18 protein-coding genes are annotated in these 17,500 nt (G+C 50.0%); 14 read left to right on the top strand and 4 right to left on the bottom strand.

Annotated elements, in window-relative coordinates; all coding sequences use genetic code 11:
- Window positions 1-36: 36 nt before the first annotated feature.
- Together AC2215_RS26505 and AC2215_RS26510 are read left to right on the top strand one after the other, a co-directional pair.
- Window positions 37-240, top strand: coding sequence for a hypothetical protein (locus AC2215_RS26505; RefSeq protein ID WP_486813038.1), 204 nt, complete (start codon window positions 37-39; stop codon window positions 238-240).
- A 35-nt stretch (window positions 241-275) separates the two neighbouring features.
- A complete protein-coding gene (locus AC2215_RS26510; protein ID WP_486813039.1) occupies window positions 276-1,433 on the top strand; it encodes a response regulator in 1,158 nt (385 codons plus the stop codon).
- A gap of 89 nt (window positions 1,434-1,522) precedes the next feature.
- Here the strand turns inward: AC2215_RS26510 and AC2215_RS26515 are convergent, their stop codons facing one another.
- A complete protein-coding gene (locus AC2215_RS26515; RefSeq protein ID WP_486813061.1) occupies window positions 1,523-3,280 on the bottom strand; it encodes a DUF2079 domain-containing protein in 1,758 nt (585 codons plus the stop codon).
- 168 nt (window positions 3,281-3,448) lie between these two features.
- Here AC2215_RS26515 and AC2215_RS26520 point away from each other — a divergent pair, with 168 nt between their 5' ends.
- The 5 genes from AC2215_RS26520 to AC2215_RS26540 all read left to right on the top strand — a co-directional run bounded on the left by AC2215_RS26520 (window position 3,449) and on the right by AC2215_RS26540 (window position 8,157).
- Window positions 3,449-4,621, top strand: a complete 1,173-nt coding sequence (locus AC2215_RS26520; protein WP_486813040.1) for a histidine kinase — start codon at window positions 3,449-3,451, stop codon at window positions 4,619-4,621.
- Window positions 4,622-4,794: 173 nt separating this feature from the next.
- Window positions 4,795-5,526, top strand: a complete 732-nt coding sequence (pgl, locus tag AC2215_RS26525; RefSeq protein WP_486813041.1) for a 6-phosphogluconolactonase — start codon at window positions 4,795-4,797, stop codon at window positions 5,524-5,526.
- Between the two features lie 511 nt (window positions 5,527-6,037).
- Window positions 6,038-6,772, top strand: a complete 735-nt coding sequence (locus AC2215_RS26530; RefSeq protein ID WP_486813042.1) for a double zinc ribbon and FHA domain-containing protein — start codon at window positions 6,038-6,040, stop codon at window positions 6,770-6,772.
- Between the two features lie 58 nt (window positions 6,773-6,830).
- On the top strand, window positions 6,831-7,289 hold the full coding sequence (locus AC2215_RS26535) for an FHA domain-containing protein (protein ID WP_486813043.1): 459 nt from the start codon (window positions 6,831-6,833) through the stop codon (window positions 7,287-7,289).
- Entirely contained in the window at window positions 7,279-8,157 is an 879-nt protein-coding gene (locus tag AC2215_RS26540) for a type IV pilin-like G/H family protein (RefSeq protein WP_486813044.1), read from the top strand. The genes AC2215_RS26535 and AC2215_RS26540 overlap by 11 nt, the downstream gene beginning before the upstream one ends.
- Window positions 8,158-8,415: 258 nt before the next feature.
- Here the strand turns inward: AC2215_RS26540 and AC2215_RS26545 are convergent, their stop codons facing one another.
- Window positions 8,416-9,378: a DUF1517 domain-containing protein gene (locus AC2215_RS26545; RefSeq protein ID WP_486813045.1), complete on the bottom strand. Its 963-nt coding sequence runs from the start codon at window positions 9,376-9,378 to the stop codon at window positions 8,416-8,418.
- Window positions 9,379-9,544: 166 nt separating this feature from the next.
- Between AC2215_RS26545 and AC2215_RS26550 the strand changes: the two genes are divergently transcribed.
- From AC2215_RS26550 to AC2215_RS26560, 3 genes are read left to right on the top strand one after another with little or no spacing between them, the layout of a single operon-like run.
- On the top strand, window positions 9,545-11,290 hold the full coding sequence (locus tag AC2215_RS26550; RefSeq protein ID WP_486813062.1) for an Rqc2 family fibronectin-binding protein: 1,746 nt from the start codon (window positions 9,545-9,547) through the stop codon (window positions 11,288-11,290).
- Window positions 11,291-11,342: 52 nt separating this feature from the next.
- The gene (locus tag AC2215_RS26555) at window positions 11,343-11,798 is read left to right on the top strand and encodes a hypothetical protein (RefSeq protein WP_486813046.1); all 456 of its coding nucleotides are present in this window, start codon (window positions 11,343-11,345) and stop codon (window positions 11,796-11,798) included.
- 17 nt (window positions 11,799-11,815) lie between these two features.
- On the top strand, window positions 11,816-12,562 hold the full coding sequence (locus AC2215_RS26560; RefSeq protein ID WP_486813047.1) for a hypothetical protein: 747 nt from the start codon (window positions 11,816-11,818) through the stop codon (window positions 12,560-12,562).
- Window positions 12,563-12,569: 7 nt separating this feature from the next.
- Here AC2215_RS26560 and AC2215_RS26565 read toward each other — a convergent pair whose 3' ends face one another.
- Complete coding sequence (locus tag AC2215_RS26565) at window positions 12,570-13,100, bottom strand: gamma-glutamylcyclotransferase family protein (RefSeq protein WP_486813048.1); 531 nt, start codon at window positions 13,098-13,100, stop codon at window positions 12,570-12,572.
- 233 nt (window positions 13,101-13,333) lie between these two features.
- Between AC2215_RS26565 and AC2215_RS26570 the strand changes: the two genes are divergently transcribed.
- The 4 genes from AC2215_RS26570 (at window position 13,334) to AC2215_RS26585 (ending at window position 16,691) form a co-directional block, all read left to right on the top strand.
- Window positions 13,334-13,735 carry a RidA family protein gene (locus AC2215_RS26570; protein ID WP_486813049.1) on the top strand — a complete coding sequence of 134 codons (402 nt, stop codon included), beginning with the start codon at window positions 13,334-13,336 and terminating at the stop codon, window positions 13,733-13,735.
- Window positions 13,736-13,740: 5 nt separating this feature from the next.
- On the top strand, window positions 13,741-14,442 hold the full coding sequence (locus AC2215_RS26575; RefSeq protein WP_486813050.1) for a response regulator: 702 nt from the start codon (window positions 13,741-13,743) through the stop codon (window positions 14,440-14,442).
- 397 nt (window positions 14,443-14,839) lie between these two features.
- A complete protein-coding gene (locus AC2215_RS26580) occupies window positions 14,840-15,934 on the top strand; it encodes a sensor histidine kinase (RefSeq protein ID WP_486813051.1) in 1,095 nt (364 codons plus the stop codon).
- 409 nt (window positions 15,935-16,343) lie between these two features.
- Window positions 16,344-16,691: a hypothetical protein gene (locus AC2215_RS26585; RefSeq protein WP_486813052.1), complete on the top strand. Its 348-nt coding sequence runs from the start codon at window positions 16,344-16,346 to the stop codon at window positions 16,689-16,691.
- Here the strand turns inward: AC2215_RS26585 and AC2215_RS26590 are convergent.
- Window positions 16,671-16,979 (bottom strand): DUF4282 domain-containing protein, encoded by a 309-nt coding sequence (locus tag AC2215_RS26590; RefSeq protein ID WP_486813053.1) that lies wholly within the window; start codon window positions 16,977-16,979, stop codon window positions 16,671-16,673. The genes AC2215_RS26585 and AC2215_RS26590 overlap by 21 nt on opposite strands.
- Window positions 16,980-17,500 lie beyond the last annotated feature (521 nt).

Genomic DNA, 17,500 nt, shown 5'->3' on the forward strand with positions numbered 1-17,500 from the left:
GTCGATTGCCAATTTGATGTCAGCAACCGCGATAGGATGCTGTATTTTGCATACTCGATCGAACAATTTTTGGGTGCGTTTATTGTGAAAATTACGCCAGAAGAACTTCAGTATTTAATCCGAAAAACGGTTACGTACCTAGAGTTTCACAACGATAACTCTGCCATGGAGTTGGTGGCGCAGTGGCAAGAGATTCTCGCTCGTATCGATCGCCTGAAACAACAGAAACGCTCGTTATAAGTTTCAATTCCATCAGTGCATTCCCCCTAGATACTATGCCGAATTATCCTCCTGTCAACTTCTTGCACGATAAGCTCATTCAAGCCAGTCAAAAGCAACTCACAGGTCGGCTGGAGGTTCAATCGGGTCGTGGGAAAGGGTGGGAACTTTATTTTTGCGTGGGATACCTGTCTTGGGTTTCGGGAGATTGGCATCGAATTCGCCGCTTTCGCCGGCAATTGAAGGCTCAAAAAGTGAAAATTGACTGGAATCTCTTGTCCCTGCGAGATAACGATGAAATGTTTCCTTGGGATTTTCAAGCCATTCAATTTTTAAAAAAACGGGGCGTCCTCACGGAAAAGCAGGTTTTTGAAATTGTCGATGCGATCGCCATCGAAGTTTTTTTTGATATCTTATTGTCCGGAATGAATTCCGATCTGAGTTATACGACTAACTTACAAGAAGATACGCTTTTATTTCTCAAAATGCCTTCGTTTAAGTTGAGTATTAAATCAATTTTTGCGAAAGTTGAAAAGCAAATTGATACCTGGATTCGCTCGGGATTGAGTTCAATTTCTCCCAACGATGCTCCCGTCATTAAGCATCCCAAAAGCTCTATAGATAATTCTAATAAACTATATCAAAAAATTGCGTCTAAAATCAATGGAAAAAGAACCTTAAGGGAACTCTCGCAAGGATTCAAGACCGATGCCTTTAAACTGGCGAACTTCATGACTCCCTATATTCGAAAAGGGTGGATTGAAATTATTGAAGTTCCAGATATTTCCTATAAATCAATTCCCACGTCACAACTGCCTAAATCTCAAACTCCGGAAATACCGTTAATTGTTTGTATTGATGATAGCATTCAAACCATTAAAACCATCGAGCCGATCGTCAAAGCAGCGGGCTATCGATTTCTGGCAATTCAGGACTCTCTCAAAGCGGTTTTGACCTTAATCGAAACTAAGCCGGATTTAATTTTTCTCGACCTCATAATGCCTGTTGCCAACGGATACGAAATTTGTACGCAGCTTAGACGAATTTCTCAATTTTCGAAAACGCCGATTATTATATTAACCTCCAATAAAGGAACGATTCCGCGAATGCGAGCCTCCGCAGCTAAAGCAACCGGTTTTATGAGTAAACCGATTTACCCGCAAAAAGTGTTGGCGGTGATACGTAAATACTTGGGAAAGTCGGAGCGCGCTTAACGTCAGTTCGGGATCGGACAGTTTCTGGCGCTGAGTGGGCTGTGGGGGATCGGAGTTTTACGGTTCGAGCCATTGACTTTGTCTAAACTCTAAAGTCTAAAATCTAAATCGCCCCCAAGGGGTGGCAAGTCGATTTCTTGCCGCCAAGCGTTCCATTTCGTCTCGGCTTCTGGATCGGAATTCGCGTCGCGCTGCAGCAATATTATCCCATCCTGAAAGTCGAGGATGCCGTATTCCCCCGATGCTGTCAATCCATCGATCGCCCAAACTAAGGCTTGCAGTAAATAGCGATCGTGTTTGAATGCCACCTGATATTCCTGAAGATGCCACAAATCGGCGATCGCGTAATCCATCCGCACCACGTTTCTCGCATCATCGACCACTTCCAACAGCGGAAACCGAAAGGTTTCCCCAGAACCCGAAGTGGGATCGCGCAACACCAGCATCGCTGCATTCTCGAAACCGACAATTCGGTTATCTTCCGCATAACGAGACAAATCCGGGTGGGGTAAGCGCAACACTTTTCGCCGTCCCGACAGCTGGGGAATAAAACCGGTGGTTGCCGCGACGCCCGCATCATCGGGAATCTTTGCCAGCAGCGGATAAGCCTGACGGGCGTGTTCCCACTGACGACCTAAGGGCACGTAAACCAAAGGTTGAATCGAATCGGGAATGGCAAACGACAGCGTCCGGTTGGGATTAGAAACCAAGGTAATTATGAGCGACAGACTCATGCAAAAGATCCAGAACCGGCGAATTGAAACCTTGTCAAACCGTTCGGGATTCTTCGACCACCATTGAATCGCGCCATAACATAACCCCGGTACGATCGTCATCGCATAGCGAATATTAATCGAGAGCACCGTTTGTCCTTGAGCGATCAGGAGTTTGAATAAAGGCACCCCAGCAATGACCCAAGCGGTGGGGGAAAGTGCTGGAACGAAGGCTAGGGGAAGCCACTGACCCAAAATGTAGTTAATGGTGCGATCGAAGGGGGTTATTAGTTCGCGAATCAAAATCTGAGGCTGGCTCAACATCCCCCAAATAATTTCCAAGGTTGAGGCTTCGGTACCATCGGCATACTGACCGAAACGTTCGATGGTAAATCGCCGAGAGACATCCTCGGAAAATAAGGGCATAATTGCATTCGTCAGCACCAAAATATAGCCGAAACTCAGGACGCAGACTGCTAATCCCGCGCGGGGGTAGCGGCGACTCAACACTAAATATACCCCCACGCCAAATAAACTTACCCCCGAGTCTTCTCGCACCATCAAAATACACCCGGCGAGCAGCCAAAATAACCACCACCATCGCTTTTCCATTGCTAGCAGCAAGCTAAACATAAACAGGGGTAGCTGGCAGCTATCGTGAAAGTTGCCCAGAGTCGGACCGAGAATAGCGTTGGCGGTGTAATAACTGATGGTAATTGCGGCGGCAATGGGAGAGGAAACTGACTGCCGTGCCAGAATGTAAAGAACGATCCCAGCGGCTGTCACCAGAACCACTTGCAAAACGCTCAGCGTCACTGCAGTGGGAAACAGGGCGTAGAACGGCAGCCAGATCAGCAGAGCCGGGGTAAAATGCTGTCCCAGGCGGCGATAGTAGACTTCTGGAACTTGGTTATCTCCCACCACGTCGATCGAAAGGGAAGAAGACAAAGAGCTTTGAAACCAGCGACCGTGGGCATTATTCCAAAAAACTTGATTGAAAATGCCCTGATCGAAAGATGCATAAAACGTATAGTAGCGATGAAGAATCAGTACCAAACAAACCCCAAAGAAAACGATCGCCGCTCTCACGGTCAGTCGGAACCAAGGATTTTTGTGCCAATCGAGAGATTTTATCAATCTACTTCTCCGAACTGAGAATACAAGGACGACAGAATGTACCGGAACAGGCTATTATATCGAAACCTAAAGAAGTTATTAAGATAGAAAAAAAGTCATTTAATTTTCTCTCCTTCGGCTCAGGTCCCTCGACTCGATCGTTAATCATCCTGCCATCGAGATGGTATGCCAGCATCTCCCTCTCCATTTAAGTCTTCAGAAGCTCCCCTGCAATTATTGCTATTTGTCGATGGACGCCCCGATTCTTGGGAGCAACTTCGGCAGGTTCGCCAGTACCTCAAAGATAAGAATAACGAAGTTGACTGGGAACTCGAAGCCATCGAAGTGGGAGAAAAACCGTATTTGGTCGAGCATTTTAAGTTGGTCGCGACTCCGGCGCTGGTTAAAATTCATCCCGAACCCCAGCAAACCTTAACCGGCAGCGATGTTGTCGAGCAACTCGCTCGGTGTTGGCCGCGCTGGCGGCGTTCTGTTGAAGATTATATTCGGCAACGGACCCAAGCGAATTCAAGATCCCTCGGGGACGGGAGCGAACATTCCCTCGGTTCGATTGCCAACTCCGCTCAAGTCATTCAACTCTCCGACGAAATTTTTCAACTCAAACAAGAAAAAGAGGCCCTTGAAGAACAGTTGCGGTTTAAAGATCGATTGATTTCCATGCTCGCTCACGAAATTCGCAATCCACTGACGGCCACAGCAATGGCGATCGATACCCTCGATGCTGTCGGGTATACCAATCTCGCCGAAGGTAAAAAGCTAACCCCCGCGCAGTTTACCAGCCTCATCAAACTCGCGCGATCGCAAACTCGCGCGATCGATAGCATGATCGGCGATATTCTCCAAGCTTCCCGAGGGGAATCGAAATTACAAATTCAACCCAAGCAACTCGATCTGAGCGATCTGTGTTTTGAAATTCTCGAACAGCAGCACGAGCGACTGCAAGCGAAATCTCTACAGCTTCAAACCGATATTCCCAACGATTTGCCCTATGCCCATGCTGATGGCGAGCGCATCCGACAAGTGGTGATGAACTTGCTCGACAATGCACTCAAGTATACCCCTGAAGGCGGTTGCATTGGGGTCTCGATTTTGCACCGCACCTCCCAAAAAATCCAAATCGGCATCAGCGATACGGGACCGGGTATTCCCAGCGACGAGCAACAGAGTATTTTTGAAGAGGAATTTCGACTGCAACGCGATCGAAGCAAAGACGGTTACGGCATCGGTTTGGCGTTGTGCGAGCGCATCGTCCGCTCCCATTACGGCAGAATTTGGGTGGATTCGGTTTCCGGTCGGGGCAGTACCTTCTACTTTACTTTGCCCGTCTATCGGTCTTAGGATGGTGACGCGAGAAAGTAGGTTCGCCCACACCTCGCATATCGGCATCAAGGGGAGTCACTAGACATCTCGAGGAAAAGGGGGAAAGGGGAAAGGAAAAGGGGAAATCTAGAAAAAACTGAGAAATTCAGCCTTAAAATTGATTCTATTTTTGATTTCTGGAGATGTCTGCCATGAAGACAAAAAATATTGAAGTTTTACCCGATAAGGAAGCTCTCGTGAGGCGTGCGGGGGAACTGGTGCTCGAACAAATGCGATCGAGTCTCGAAGCGCGAGGTCAATGTACGATCGCCCTGTCTGGAGGGAGTACGCCCAAACCCCTGTACGAGTTTCTCGCCACCCAAGATTTACCCTGGGATCGGGTGTACGTTTTCTGGGGAGACGAGCGTTACGTACCCCCTGATGATTCCCAAAGCAATTACCGGATGGCGCGAGAAGCGTGGCTGGGGAAAATTGACATTCCCACCCAGAACGTCTTCCCCATGCCGACGATGGCCCAAGATCCAGCTGCAGATGCGCGTACTTACGACGGTCAACTGCAAAAGTTTTTCGGTCTGGAACCGGGAGATTTTCCGGTCTTCGATATCATTTTGCTCGGACTCGGAGACGACGCGCACACCGCATCCCTCTTCCCGAACACCGAAGCCCTGCAAGTGTGCGATCGCTCGGTTACCGTGGGGAACAAAGATGGCGAACCCCGAATTACCTTGACCTTTCCCGTCATCAATCTCGCTCGTACGGTGACCTTCGTGGTTGCCGGTGCCAGCAAACAAGCCGCTCTCGATCGCATTTTTGCCCCCGAAGAAGACGATCTGATCTATCCGGCACGGACGGTTTCGCCTTTAGAAGGAGAACTGTGGTGGTTGCTCGACGAAGCCGCGGGTGCGGCCGTATCCCCGTCGTAGTCCGCGTCGTAGTCCCCCACGGACTTTCTGCTTCAACCCGGACTGTCTCCCAACTGTATCCCACTCGATCTGGGAACGGGAGGTTCGCTCTGGCTCTGATTCATCCCCCTGGATACGTGATAGATTGAACTAAGTGGAAGCGGCGATCGACCGCGACAAAACCCAGCATTTAACCACGATGCCGAACCTTGACAATTGAATCTATTGCGTTCTACTTCATTGTTCTAGATATCCTCCTAGAAGTGGGTAAAAGATTCATAGGAACTAGACGATCGGCCCGAAAGATCGAACAAATTTGGCAACAATGCACGATGGTAAGGCCTACCAACAGTAATACTTGGTCGGAGAACGACCTCTAGCTGGGACTTCCCAAGGAATCCTATCTGAGTAGACTCCACCCACCAAGAATCTCTCGTCATTTGCACGGGAGAGTGTCAAAATTTGAGCAGATCCCCTGTTTTCATAGCAGGAGCTTCACCGTTCATCGCAAATAGGATTTAGGAAAAGCAGGATGATTGTCTGCCCGAATTGCGAGCACCAAAATCCCGATGGCGCTCTAGCGTGCGAAGCTTGCTACACGCCTTTACCCGTGATGACTGAATGTCCGAGCTGTCATGCACCGGTCCAAGCCGATGCCAGCTTTTGCGGTCAGTGCGGGTTTAGTCTTCAAGGAAACCTCGCGGGGGAAGCGGCAACGAGTCCCGAACCCCCCGAAGCATTAGTTCCGCCGACGGTCGTTCCCGATGCCGCCACCGTCCCCGAACCGATTGTCCCCGAACCGCTCCTCGAACCCAGATCGGAAACCCCACTGCCCCCAAGTCTTGGAGTTGCGCCCGATCCGACACCGCCTCCCCCAACCATCGAAACCCCCGTCCCCGTGGCGGCTTCCCCACAGGGCTCTGCAACGCAGCTACAGGTTCCTCAAGCTCAACTCTTGCACGTGCAAACGGATACGATCGTCAGTTTGCCTTCTCATTTGAGCGTGATTCACATCGGCAAGCCCAATAGTCGGATTCCGCCCGATATCGATGTCTCTGGTTTTCCCAACTCGGCCGTGGTCTCTCGGGTTCACGCCGATCTTCGCATTGAAGCCGGAATTTACTACATTGAGGATGTGGGTAGTTCTAATGGAACGTATATCAATCACGCTCCCCTGGCCCAAGGGAATCGACACCGCCTGCGACCGGGCGATCGCATTGCGTTGGGGAAAGGGGATTTGATGACGTTTTTGTTTCAAACGCCCTAAACGAATCCACCGCCTCGATCCGAGCCAATCTTTTCTACTTTAGCGTTGCGCTACGAATGTGATTAAACTGACCCTTCTACACCCCAAGCAGGCGATTCCCGTCAAAAGTTGGATTTTCGAGCGCGAATCCGTTATCCGCATCGGACGCTCGAATAACAATCACGTCGTACTTTACAGTGCCGTGGTTTCTCGCCATCACCTCGAATTGAGACAGCAGGGCGATCGCTGGACGATTATCAACCTCGGCGTCAACGGAACCTATTTGAACGACAAACCCATTACCCAAATTTTGGCCGTGGATGGGATTTCGATTCGACTGGCTCGATCGGGACCGCAAATCCGGATCGACTTCGATGCCGATGCGGGCGATCTGGCACCGGAAAACGAACCGCCTTTACCGGTGGAGATGTCCGAACCGACCGATGATATCCCAGAAGATACCAGCTTGCTGGGAACGACTCTGTTAACGGAAGAGTACGACGAGGATGGATTGTCGGGAGAGTCCGATGAAGGGTAAGTTCGGTTGGGGGTTCCTGGGGTCGATATCGGTGCTGGTACTCGGAAGCTTGGATGCGATCGCCCAAATGCTTCCCCAAGACATTCTCGAAGTACCGGTGCATGTCGCCCAAACCGCCAATCGAGAGGCAAACACCATCCCGAACCCCATCGGACGGTGGTATTCCCCCGATGGTCTGTTCGGTCAAGAACTGACCTTAATTTTTACCCCGGAAGGGGTTTTATTTTTTATCGTCCGCTTGCCGGTGGGGGCACTGGCGGCTGAGGAATTTGGCTACCAAACCTATCCAGAGAGTCAACCGTTGGCGATCGATCTGACCCTCGCCAACGGGGATGTGGTGGAAACGATTTGGGAAATCGCCCCCACCGGTCAACTGCGATTGCAAATCGCCGGAACGGCCCCCGGACAACCCAGACCGCGATCGTTTAGTCCGGAAGCGGGTTTGTTTGAAAAAGTCTCCGATTCGATCGCCCTGCCTGGGGAAATCGTCGAACGGGAAGCCCAAGATAAACTCGTCGAGATCGCTCGCGCCCAACGCACCTACTACCTGGAATTTCGGGTGTTTGCTGGGTCGATCGAGCCGCTCTACATCGATTTTCCCATGGAGACGGAGAACTATCTCTACGAAATTCTGCCCCAGGGAGATGGCACCGAAAGCGTCCGAGTGACGGCAAGGGCGTTGCGGGATGACCTCAGAAGCTATACCAGTGCGGTGTTTATGGTGAATAACGAGCGCGGCTATCCGGTTTCGGTGGTGGGGACTTGCGTAACGAACGAACCCTCGATCGTTCCCCCAGAAATGCCTGCCGCACCTACGATTCCCGAGACGAGTGCGATTCAATGTCCGGCGGGTTCGAGGGCGTTTTAAGTAATGGGGAATGGGGAATGGGGAATGGGGAACGGGAAACGGGGAATGGGGAATGGGGAATAGAGAATGGAAAAAACCTATTTCGCGCGCGATCGTGTAAATAAACTGCGGGCGAAGTGAAGCGGAGGGGTTGCGCTATAGATACCGACGTTATAAATTTGTTGTCCCTTTTCCCCTTTCGCCTTCCTCTCGGTTCGAGATGAATAAAAAATCGCGCCCACCCAATTGCAAGCGCGAAATGTGGTTTTCAAAAACGATTCAAACGATTTTCAAATCCGGGTAGGCGGCCACCAAATCATCGGCAGTTAGGGTATCCCCTTGGGCTTGCGGCGTCCACAGCACTTCTACAGCTAAAAGTCGATCGCTCGATACGCCACCGAGTAGGCGCAACGCCGATGATAAGTCTTCAGCATCGTCGATTTTCGGTAACTCGACCTTTCCTTGCACGCCAGCGACGATCGTCACCACGATGTATTCTCCCGGAGCATCCTGGGAGGGGACGATTTCCCCGGAGATTTCCCCCGGTTGCGCTGCATTACTGACTCCTTTGAGCTGCGCGTTATAGTTGGAGAGGGTTTCGTCGGTAAACTTGCTGCGTTCGGCGATCGACCATTGATTGAACTTCGCCTCCGCACTATCCAGACGCGCCTGTTGAGCTTCGGCGGTTCCGTAGGCAAAATATTCCGGATGGCGCAGGAGTGCTAAAGTAGACTCTTGCAGCACCTGAGCGCGACCCGCAGCTGTACCGGTATCGGCAACGTTGGCTAATTGGTCTAACTCTGTTTGCAAACTCCGCGCTTCGGCGAGCAGTCCCACTTGCACCCGGCTGACGGAGACCGTCGGATTGGTATATTCCTCTTGTTCGGCGCGATCGCTCACATTGCGAACGGTATTCACCAAGAAGTTGGCGATGGCGATAAAAATCAGGATGCTAAACAGTCCGCCGAACCCACCCCCGAAACCGAAAAACGGCATCAGGAAGGGAAAGCCGAATCCGCCGCCATAACCGTAACCGTATCCCCCCCGCGCCGGTGCGGAGTAGGTGCGAGTCGGCGCGCCATAGCTGCGACTCGGGGCGCGAAACGATCCGCCACCAATGCGTCCCCCACTGCGAGCAGCCAGGGCGCCATCCGCTTGAGAGAAAAAGAGGACGAAAACCAAACCCAATAAAACCAGGGATTTTAAAGCGGGTTGGATCGCACGTAAAAACTTTCGACCCATATAATGATGTAAATTTAACGTCAGTTTTTATCTTAACGCCGGCTCTGATTCTGGAGCAGTGGCAATTTCCGGGGGTGAAATCCCCACCGCCACAGCAGTTCCCACGTCCGAACCCCACATCGCGATGGGTTTTGTCGCGATCGCACCTACTCCCCCACAAACTGCCATGCAACCCGTTGACTTTACCACCCTCACTGCTGCCTGCACCGAATTACGCACCCAGTGGCTGCCGGCAAGAATCGAGCAAATTTTCCAGCGCGATCGCACTCACCTCTACTTTGCCCTGCGAACTCTCAACCGTCGCGGCTGGCTGACTCTCTCCTGGCATCCCCAAGCCGCACGAGTTTGCATCGGCACTCCCCCCCCGAAAGCACCGGATACTTTCACCTTTAGCGACCAACTGCGCCACCAACTCAAAGGACTCGCCTTAGTCGCAATCGAGGCGATCGCCCCCTGGGAAAGGGTTCTAGACTTCCAGTTCGCCCGCCGTCCCGGCGATCCGATTCTCTGGCACCTCTACGCGGAGATTATGGGAAACTACAGCAACGCCATTCTCACCAACGCCACCCATGAAATCGTCACTGCCGCCCACCAAGTTAGTGCCGATAAATCCCGCGTTCGTCCAGTTCTCACCGGCGATACCTACGAAGTTCCCCCCGCACTCACCGATCCGATGCCGAGTTTGGAGGAATCTCAAGGGCATTGGCAAGAACGGGTGAGTTTGGTGCCCGGAACCTTGCGTCGGAATTTGGTAAAAAACTATCGGGGGTTGAGTTCGGCGCTGGTACTGTCGATGGTGCGATCGAGCGGTTTAGATCCCGATCGCAATACCGATACGCTCAACCCCACTGAGTGGCAGCAGCTCTTTCAACAATGGCAAGCATGGCTCAAAGCTTTGAAAACCCAAGAATTTCAACCGAGTTGGACGAGTGGGGGATATACAGTACTCGGGTGGAATGTGCAACGAGAAGCCGAGACTATCCAAGTGCTGCTCGATGAGTATTACACCGAACAACTGAACCATCAAGAATTCAAGCAACTTCGCCACCAACTGGCGCAAAAACTCAAAAACTTGCTGGCAAAATTGCGGGTGAAACAAAATACCTTTCAGGAACGATTGCAACAATCCGACGATGCGGATTCTTTCCGGCAGCAAGCGGATTTATTGATGGCATACTTGCATCAATGGCAGCCGGGAATGAAAAAAATTATGCTCGAAGATTTTGAAACGGGAGAGCCGGTGAAGATTCCGCTCAATCCGGAAAAAAATGCCGTTCAAAACGCACAATTGCTGTATAAAAAACATCAAAAACTCAAACGCGCGCGTCTGGCTGTCGAACCGTTACTGGCGCAAGTTAATAGCGAGATTTCCTATTTAGAACAGGTAGAATTATCCCTCGATCGAGATAGCGAATACCAATCCCCCGCCGACCTGCTCGCCCTCGAAGAAATCCGCGACGAACTCATCGAACAAGAGTACTTACCAGTTCCCCAATACCGCAGCCGCAGCAATGCCGACAAGGCTCAAAATCACTTTTATTCCTATCAAACCCCCAGCGGTTTCGAGCTTCTCGTCGGTCGCAACAACCAACAAAACGATCGCCTTACCTTCCGGGTTGCCAACGATTACGATTTGTGGTTCCACACCCAAGAAATTCCCGGCAGTCACGTTTTGTTGCGTTTGGAACCGGGGGCCGTTCCCGATTCGAGCGATTTGCAATTTGCGGCCAATGTTGCGGCTTATTACAGTCGTGCGAGCCAAAGCGATCTCGCCCCTGTAATTTATACCGAACCGAAACACGTTTACAAACCCAAAGGCGCAAAACCGGGTATGGCGATTTACAAACACGAGCGGATTGTGTGGGGTCAGCCGCAGGAGGCAAAAGCCAAAATATCTAGGCTAGAATCGTGAAAAGAAGCGATTTTCTTGAGAATCCGACGTCTGTTAAGGTGTGAAGAAGTCTATGCCAGGATTCGTTGGCATCAAAAAATCTGTCTCGACAGAAGAACTCCAAACATTGTTAGAACGCTTAGAGAATCCAGACTGTTACTACTGTCTTCGATGGCACCATCGAGTCAGCGATATCGTCAAAAAACTGCACGAAGCCTTTCCCACTCCCGAAGGACGGATGTTCGATGCCGATCGCGAACTGCGCTGGAGACAACTCTCCGGGGATACCTTTAGCCTCCTGCTACTCAGTAAAACGGAGGAAGCGTTCGCAGAGGTCGCTGTGGAATTTGAACCCCTCATCGGTACTTGGGAATATGAAGATCGAGCCTCATGTGCAGATCGAGATCTCGAAGCTCACCTTCCTGGCAATGTGGTGCGTAAATTCGAGGAGATCGGACAGCGTTACTTTCGCGATGGCGATACCTCTACAGTTCATTTTATCGCGTTAACCATTATCGAGCGATCGTAAAGTCGTGCGAGTCAACCATGAATACGCGGACTCGATCTTCAAAAATCATCAAAGTCGATCGCATTCATTCTGTCGGTGAAGCTTCTGAGTTCGATAACTTAGGAGTTGATATTGTGAGTGTGAGTTTCAGCGATGAAATTCGATTTATAGATCGACGAAAAGTTACCGAAAAACAAGCGATTGAAATTCGGAAAGCTTTAAAATATGCGAAAGTTTGCGGTCAGATTTCCTTTCAAGATTTTAATACTCAGTCTTGCCTGAATCTCATTGAAACCTTTGGACTGAGCTACGTGCAGATTCCGTTCCCAGAGATTCCGCCCCTCAATTTTCGTCAAAAATTGAAAGAAATGGGGGTGGGTTTAATTTATGCAGGACTTGAGGCATCCTACGAGGACGATCCCTCCTGGATTTTAAGCCGTTTAGAGAATATAGGCGAGCTAAATGCCGCTTATTTTCAAATCGAACTTCTGCCGATCGTTCAAAATTCCTGGCATTTCTTCACAACTGAATGCCCAAAATATCCAGAAGAACTTCAAATCGAAGATATTAACGATCTGGCAAAAATAAATCCTTTTCTAGCTTCAGTTGATTTGAACTCAAACAATATTTTAGAAGTTATAGAAAAATTGCATCAAATTCGGGGCATTGGATTGACGCTCGGCACCCTGACTTCAAACCAATACTCACCTCATACTTTAGAATTCGATCGGGCGATCGAACTGGTGAAAATTCTCCGCTCGCCTGTCGGTGAAGCGACCGAATAAATCCCCGTCAAACTGCTTGCCGATCGAGCTGCAATCGGTGCATGTGCTCGAATAACTGCCAGCAATACTGCTCTGAAAGGCCGCACGTCACCGCACCCCGCAACACCACTTGAAAATACCAATCGTTGGGGGCGAGTTCTCGGGAGAGTTTATCGACGACGGTGTACGTTCGCACTTCGGTATAGCGACGATCGCCCGATTTAACTTCGATGGTTTTCCGGCGATAGCCTCCGGTCGGTACTTCTTCCCGTTCGTCGAGGCGATCGCTCAATCGCCACGGCAGCCGATACAGCACCCCTTCGACGTGAGACTGGGAATCGCCAACGATATCGAGCACGCCGCAGTTGCGATGGTGCGATCGACGATTGAAACCCAGTCGGTGTTGTTTGAGAATTGCCCTGCCCACGACGTAGTTGCGGGTATTTTCCCCCAAAGTACGCTGCAAATCCACAGGACACATACAACTGCCGTAAGCAAAATAGTAGAAAGTCGGTTCGATGGAGGGAGGTTGAACGACTCGATGAGTTGGATTCGTCACGATTGCGAATTATTTACACTGAGGATAATTGCTTTGGGTGCATTGTAGACCATCTTTGAGGCGATCGTCCCATGCTGCCCAGAAGCAATTGAGGGCGATTGCGATCGTAAGATAAATAGACAAGACAATCGGTCACAATTCCAACTAAAAGCCGCTCCTTTTCAACTCGATCGCACTTTTAGAGAAAAACGGGAATTGTCCGTTCGTCAATTGTCCGTTCGTCAATTCTGAATATGAGCCATCAAGTCATTCGCACCGATAACGCACCGGCCCCCGTCGGACCCTACAATCAAGCGATCGCCGCCAGCGGAAAAATGGTGTTCGCTGCCGGTCAAATTTCCATCGATCCGCAAACGAGTCAACTCGTGCATACCGGCGATGTGGCCAAACAAACGGAACAGGTGATGGCGAACCTCAAAGCGGTTCTGAGTGCAGCCGGGGCAACATGGACCGATGTGGTGAAAACCACGGTGTTTTTGGCGGATATGAACGACTTCGCCGCCGTCAATGCCGTTTATGCTAACTATTTCGATGAAGCAACCGCACCGGCGCGCGCCTGCGTGGAAGTGTCCCGATTACCCAAAGACGTACTTGTAGAAATTGACTGTATCGCTGCGATCGACCCCTCGGCGTAATCCCGATGAAAATCCTCATTGTCGAAGACGACCTCGAAATCGCCCGCCTCATCGAGCAAACTTTGACGCGGGAAGGTTTTGAGTGCGTTCTGGCTGCAGACGGTTGGGGGGCGTTAGATGCATTTGCGCGATCGCAACCGGATGTGGTGGTGCTCGATTTGATGCTGCCGCAGTTGGATGGGTTGGAAGTCTGCGCCCGCATCCGCCAAAAACCGGGGGAGAAAGACCCCTATATTTTGATGCTGACGGCGAAGGGGGAAGAAATCGATCGTGTCATCGGCTTATCCACGGGGGCCGACGATTATCTCGTTAAACCCTTCAGTCCTCGGGAGTTGGTGGCGCGGGTGAGAGCCTTGTTGCGACGCAGCCTGCGCCAGGGAGGACAAAGCAATACCTACACCAGCCCCCATTTTACCGTCGATCTCGATCGGCATACGGCATCGCGCCACTTAGAAGGGGTCGGTTCCCAACCCCTAGATTTAACTACCCTTGAATTTAAGTTACTCGCCACGTTTTTGAGCTATTCCGGACGAGTGTGGAGTCGCGCCCAACTGATTGAAAAGCTGTGGGGAAATGACTTTTTTGGCGACGAACGGGTTGTCGATACCCACATCGCCCGACTGCGAAAAAAAATTGAACCGGATCCGTCTAATCCCCAATTTGTTAAAACCATCGTGGGGGTTGGGTATAAGTTTGAAGATGGCTGATTTGGGGTGTGGGGTGTGGGGTGTAGGGTGTAGGAAGAATAAATTGACAATGGGTCAGCGTTTGCAAGTAATAAGTTTGACCGGTGCTGAAAATCAGAGGATTCAATAAACGAATTCGGTCTAAATTTTTTCTTCATGAATCAAGAGGCAAACATTCCGTTGAATTCTGGCTTCACCTATACGAATTATTACTTATCACTTATTACTTGGATTTAGTGAAGATGTTCCCCGACATGCATTTTGAATTCTTCATTCTCTCCCCCCTCTTCGCGTCCCCGTGTTACCATATCTTCCCTAAACTCTGGAGGGCGAAGCATTTGGATATATAAAGTATCGTTTCTGCAATGAGATATCGCCCAAATGCTTTGCCCCTACAGCACCACCTCCCAATTCTACCGTGGCTAAAATCGATTTGCGATCGCGATTGTTTCTCTCCCATCTTTTTGTAATGGGGGTGGGATTGGCGAGTTTTATTCTAATTAGTAAAGTCTATTCTCCCCGACAGTTCGTCCTCCAACTCGAACGACTCGAACCGATGCCGTTTTTCAACGTGAGATCGGTACGCACTTATTTGGTAGAAGGGTTTGAAACGACTTGGAATCGGAGTACGTTTTGGTCGGTATTGGTGGGTGCAACCGCTGCCGGTGGGTTGAGTTATTGGGTGGCACAACGCATTACCGAACCGCTGATGCAGATGCGCCGCATCACCCACCAATTTGCCGCCGGACATTTGGATCGGCGGATGGCGAAAAGCGAGATTCCCGAACTCAACCAACTCAGTGCCAGTTTCAATCGGATGGCGAACAGCATTGAAGGCATCGAGCAGCGGCGGCGAGAACTCGTCAGCGATATGACTCACGAACTGCGAACGCCACTGACGGTGGTGCGGGGATACCTTGAAGAGATGGCGGAAGGACGCATCGAACCCTCCCCGGAAATTTACCAACAACTGGCGCGAGAAACGCAACGCCTCGAACGGTTGGTGAACGATTTGCAGGAACTCTCAAAGGCGGAAACGGGATATTTAACTGTTGACGTGCAGCCGCTGGATGTGTATCCGCTGTTGGAGTCGTTGGTGGAGCGATTTTCCGAGCAGTTACTCGAAGATGGACCGGTTTTGAAGTTGGATTGTCCCGATCGCTTGCCTTTGGTACTGGCCGATCGCGATCGCACCGAACAGATACTGATCAATCTGATTGGTAACGCCATGCAGTATACGCCGTCGGGTTCGATCGTCGTGCGCGCTTGGCGGGGAACCGATCGGCTTTGGTTGGCGATCGTCGATACGGGAATTGGCATCGCCCCCCAGGATTTACCCCACGTGTTCGAGCGATTTTGGCGCGCAGAACCCTCTCGTTCTCGCAATTCTGGCGGCACGGGCATTGGATTGGCAATTACCCGCCGTTTGGTGGAGTTGCAAGGGGGAGAAATTCAGGTGAGAAGTCAGTTGAAGCAAGGGAGCGAGTTTCGCTTTTATTTACCCTTAGCTTAATGCCGCTACGGGTCATTAAAAATGCGTCTTGAAAAGTTGAACGGGACTCAAACCGACACCGCTCACTGTCCGCAAAATTAAAAATTAAAAATTTGTACTCTACATAGTTTTCAATGATTGAGGGCTGGTCATTTCTTTCTGCCGCGCTGCAATAGGGAGTTTTAGATTTTCGATTTGAGGCGAGTTTTCTGAGTGGCAATTTCAAAGCTGTTTTCGATCGAAATCTTGTTTTACGTACGATAAATAGATATAGTATTCCCCTAGATTTAAGTTACCACATCGCCAAAAGCCGGTCAATTCGTTCCTAGAATGACGCGATTCTCAATCATTTTGACCGTATACCGGTTTCAAAAAGCGGTCAAACAAAAATTTTTGTAACGAAAATTGGATTCACCCTTGGCGTAGCGCTATGGATTTTCGATTTGAGGCGAGTTTTCTGAGTGGCAATTTTAAAGCTGTTTTCGATCGAAATCTTGTTTTACGTACGATAAATAGATATGGTATCCCCCCAGATTTAAGTTACCACATCGCCAAAGCCCCGTCAATTCGTTCCCAAAATGATGCGATTCTCAATCATTTTGACCGTGTACCGGTTTCAAAAAGCGGTCAAACAAAAAGTTTTGTAACGAAAATGGCGACGTTCGATTTCGGGAGGTCAGGAAAGAGAGAAAAACGCATCAACCAGTTCGGAGCGAACGATACAGCCAAACTTAATGCTCCCCCAAACCTCGATCGACTATGGATTTCTGCGCCTTAAATACTCGACAATCCGTTGTGTATTTTCTGCAGTCCGAATGGAGGCGACAAATCCTTCTAAACTGACCCGGACGATAATCGCATAGAGCAGGAAAAATAGAGGAGCGACAATAAGTGCGCCCAGTCCGTGCCAACTGCTTTGAAGAAAGCCTCCAATGACGATCGCAATTGCGGCAAAGCCAATAACGACTAGCCCCAAAATGTAAAGTACGCCAATAATTTGGACGGCGACAAATTCGGAAAAGGAAAAGTCAAATAACTTGCCAAAAAACTTTTTTTGATGTGCCATGTTAATCCATCCTATTTTCTGTACGAACTGATTTGCCTTGCATCGGCAAAACCGATATCGTGCGAACTGCCAGACTTGAAGTCGATCGATGAAATCATTGAGATGAGTAATTTTCGATCGGTCGAGTCCAAGCCATTCGATCGAGTCAAATTAGATTTTCGGGCGGGGAATTGAACGATCGCATCACGGCAAAGCCAAATGGTTTATATTCGAGATTGCATTTCCCACAATATTAAATTGGAAAAAATATACGGAGATAGAGTCAGGGAATATTTAAATGAAATCGGCTTTACCGATACTGTAATCGATCGAATATAAATCGACGACCCTTCGAGAAAAAAGTTAAAGATACATCCACCAAATGGGGTACATGTCGTCGTGGTGTCAGCTTAATCTGGTGGGTGTTGATTCGCGAGGAACTCGAAAGCCCCAATCGTTCCAAAGAAGACAGCTTGTATTGCGAATCACCGGCGAATCTCCTACCCGATCGGGGACTGGCAAAGAAAAAATACGGGGTAGGC

It is taken from the genome of Zarconia sp. (assembly GCF_057467645.1).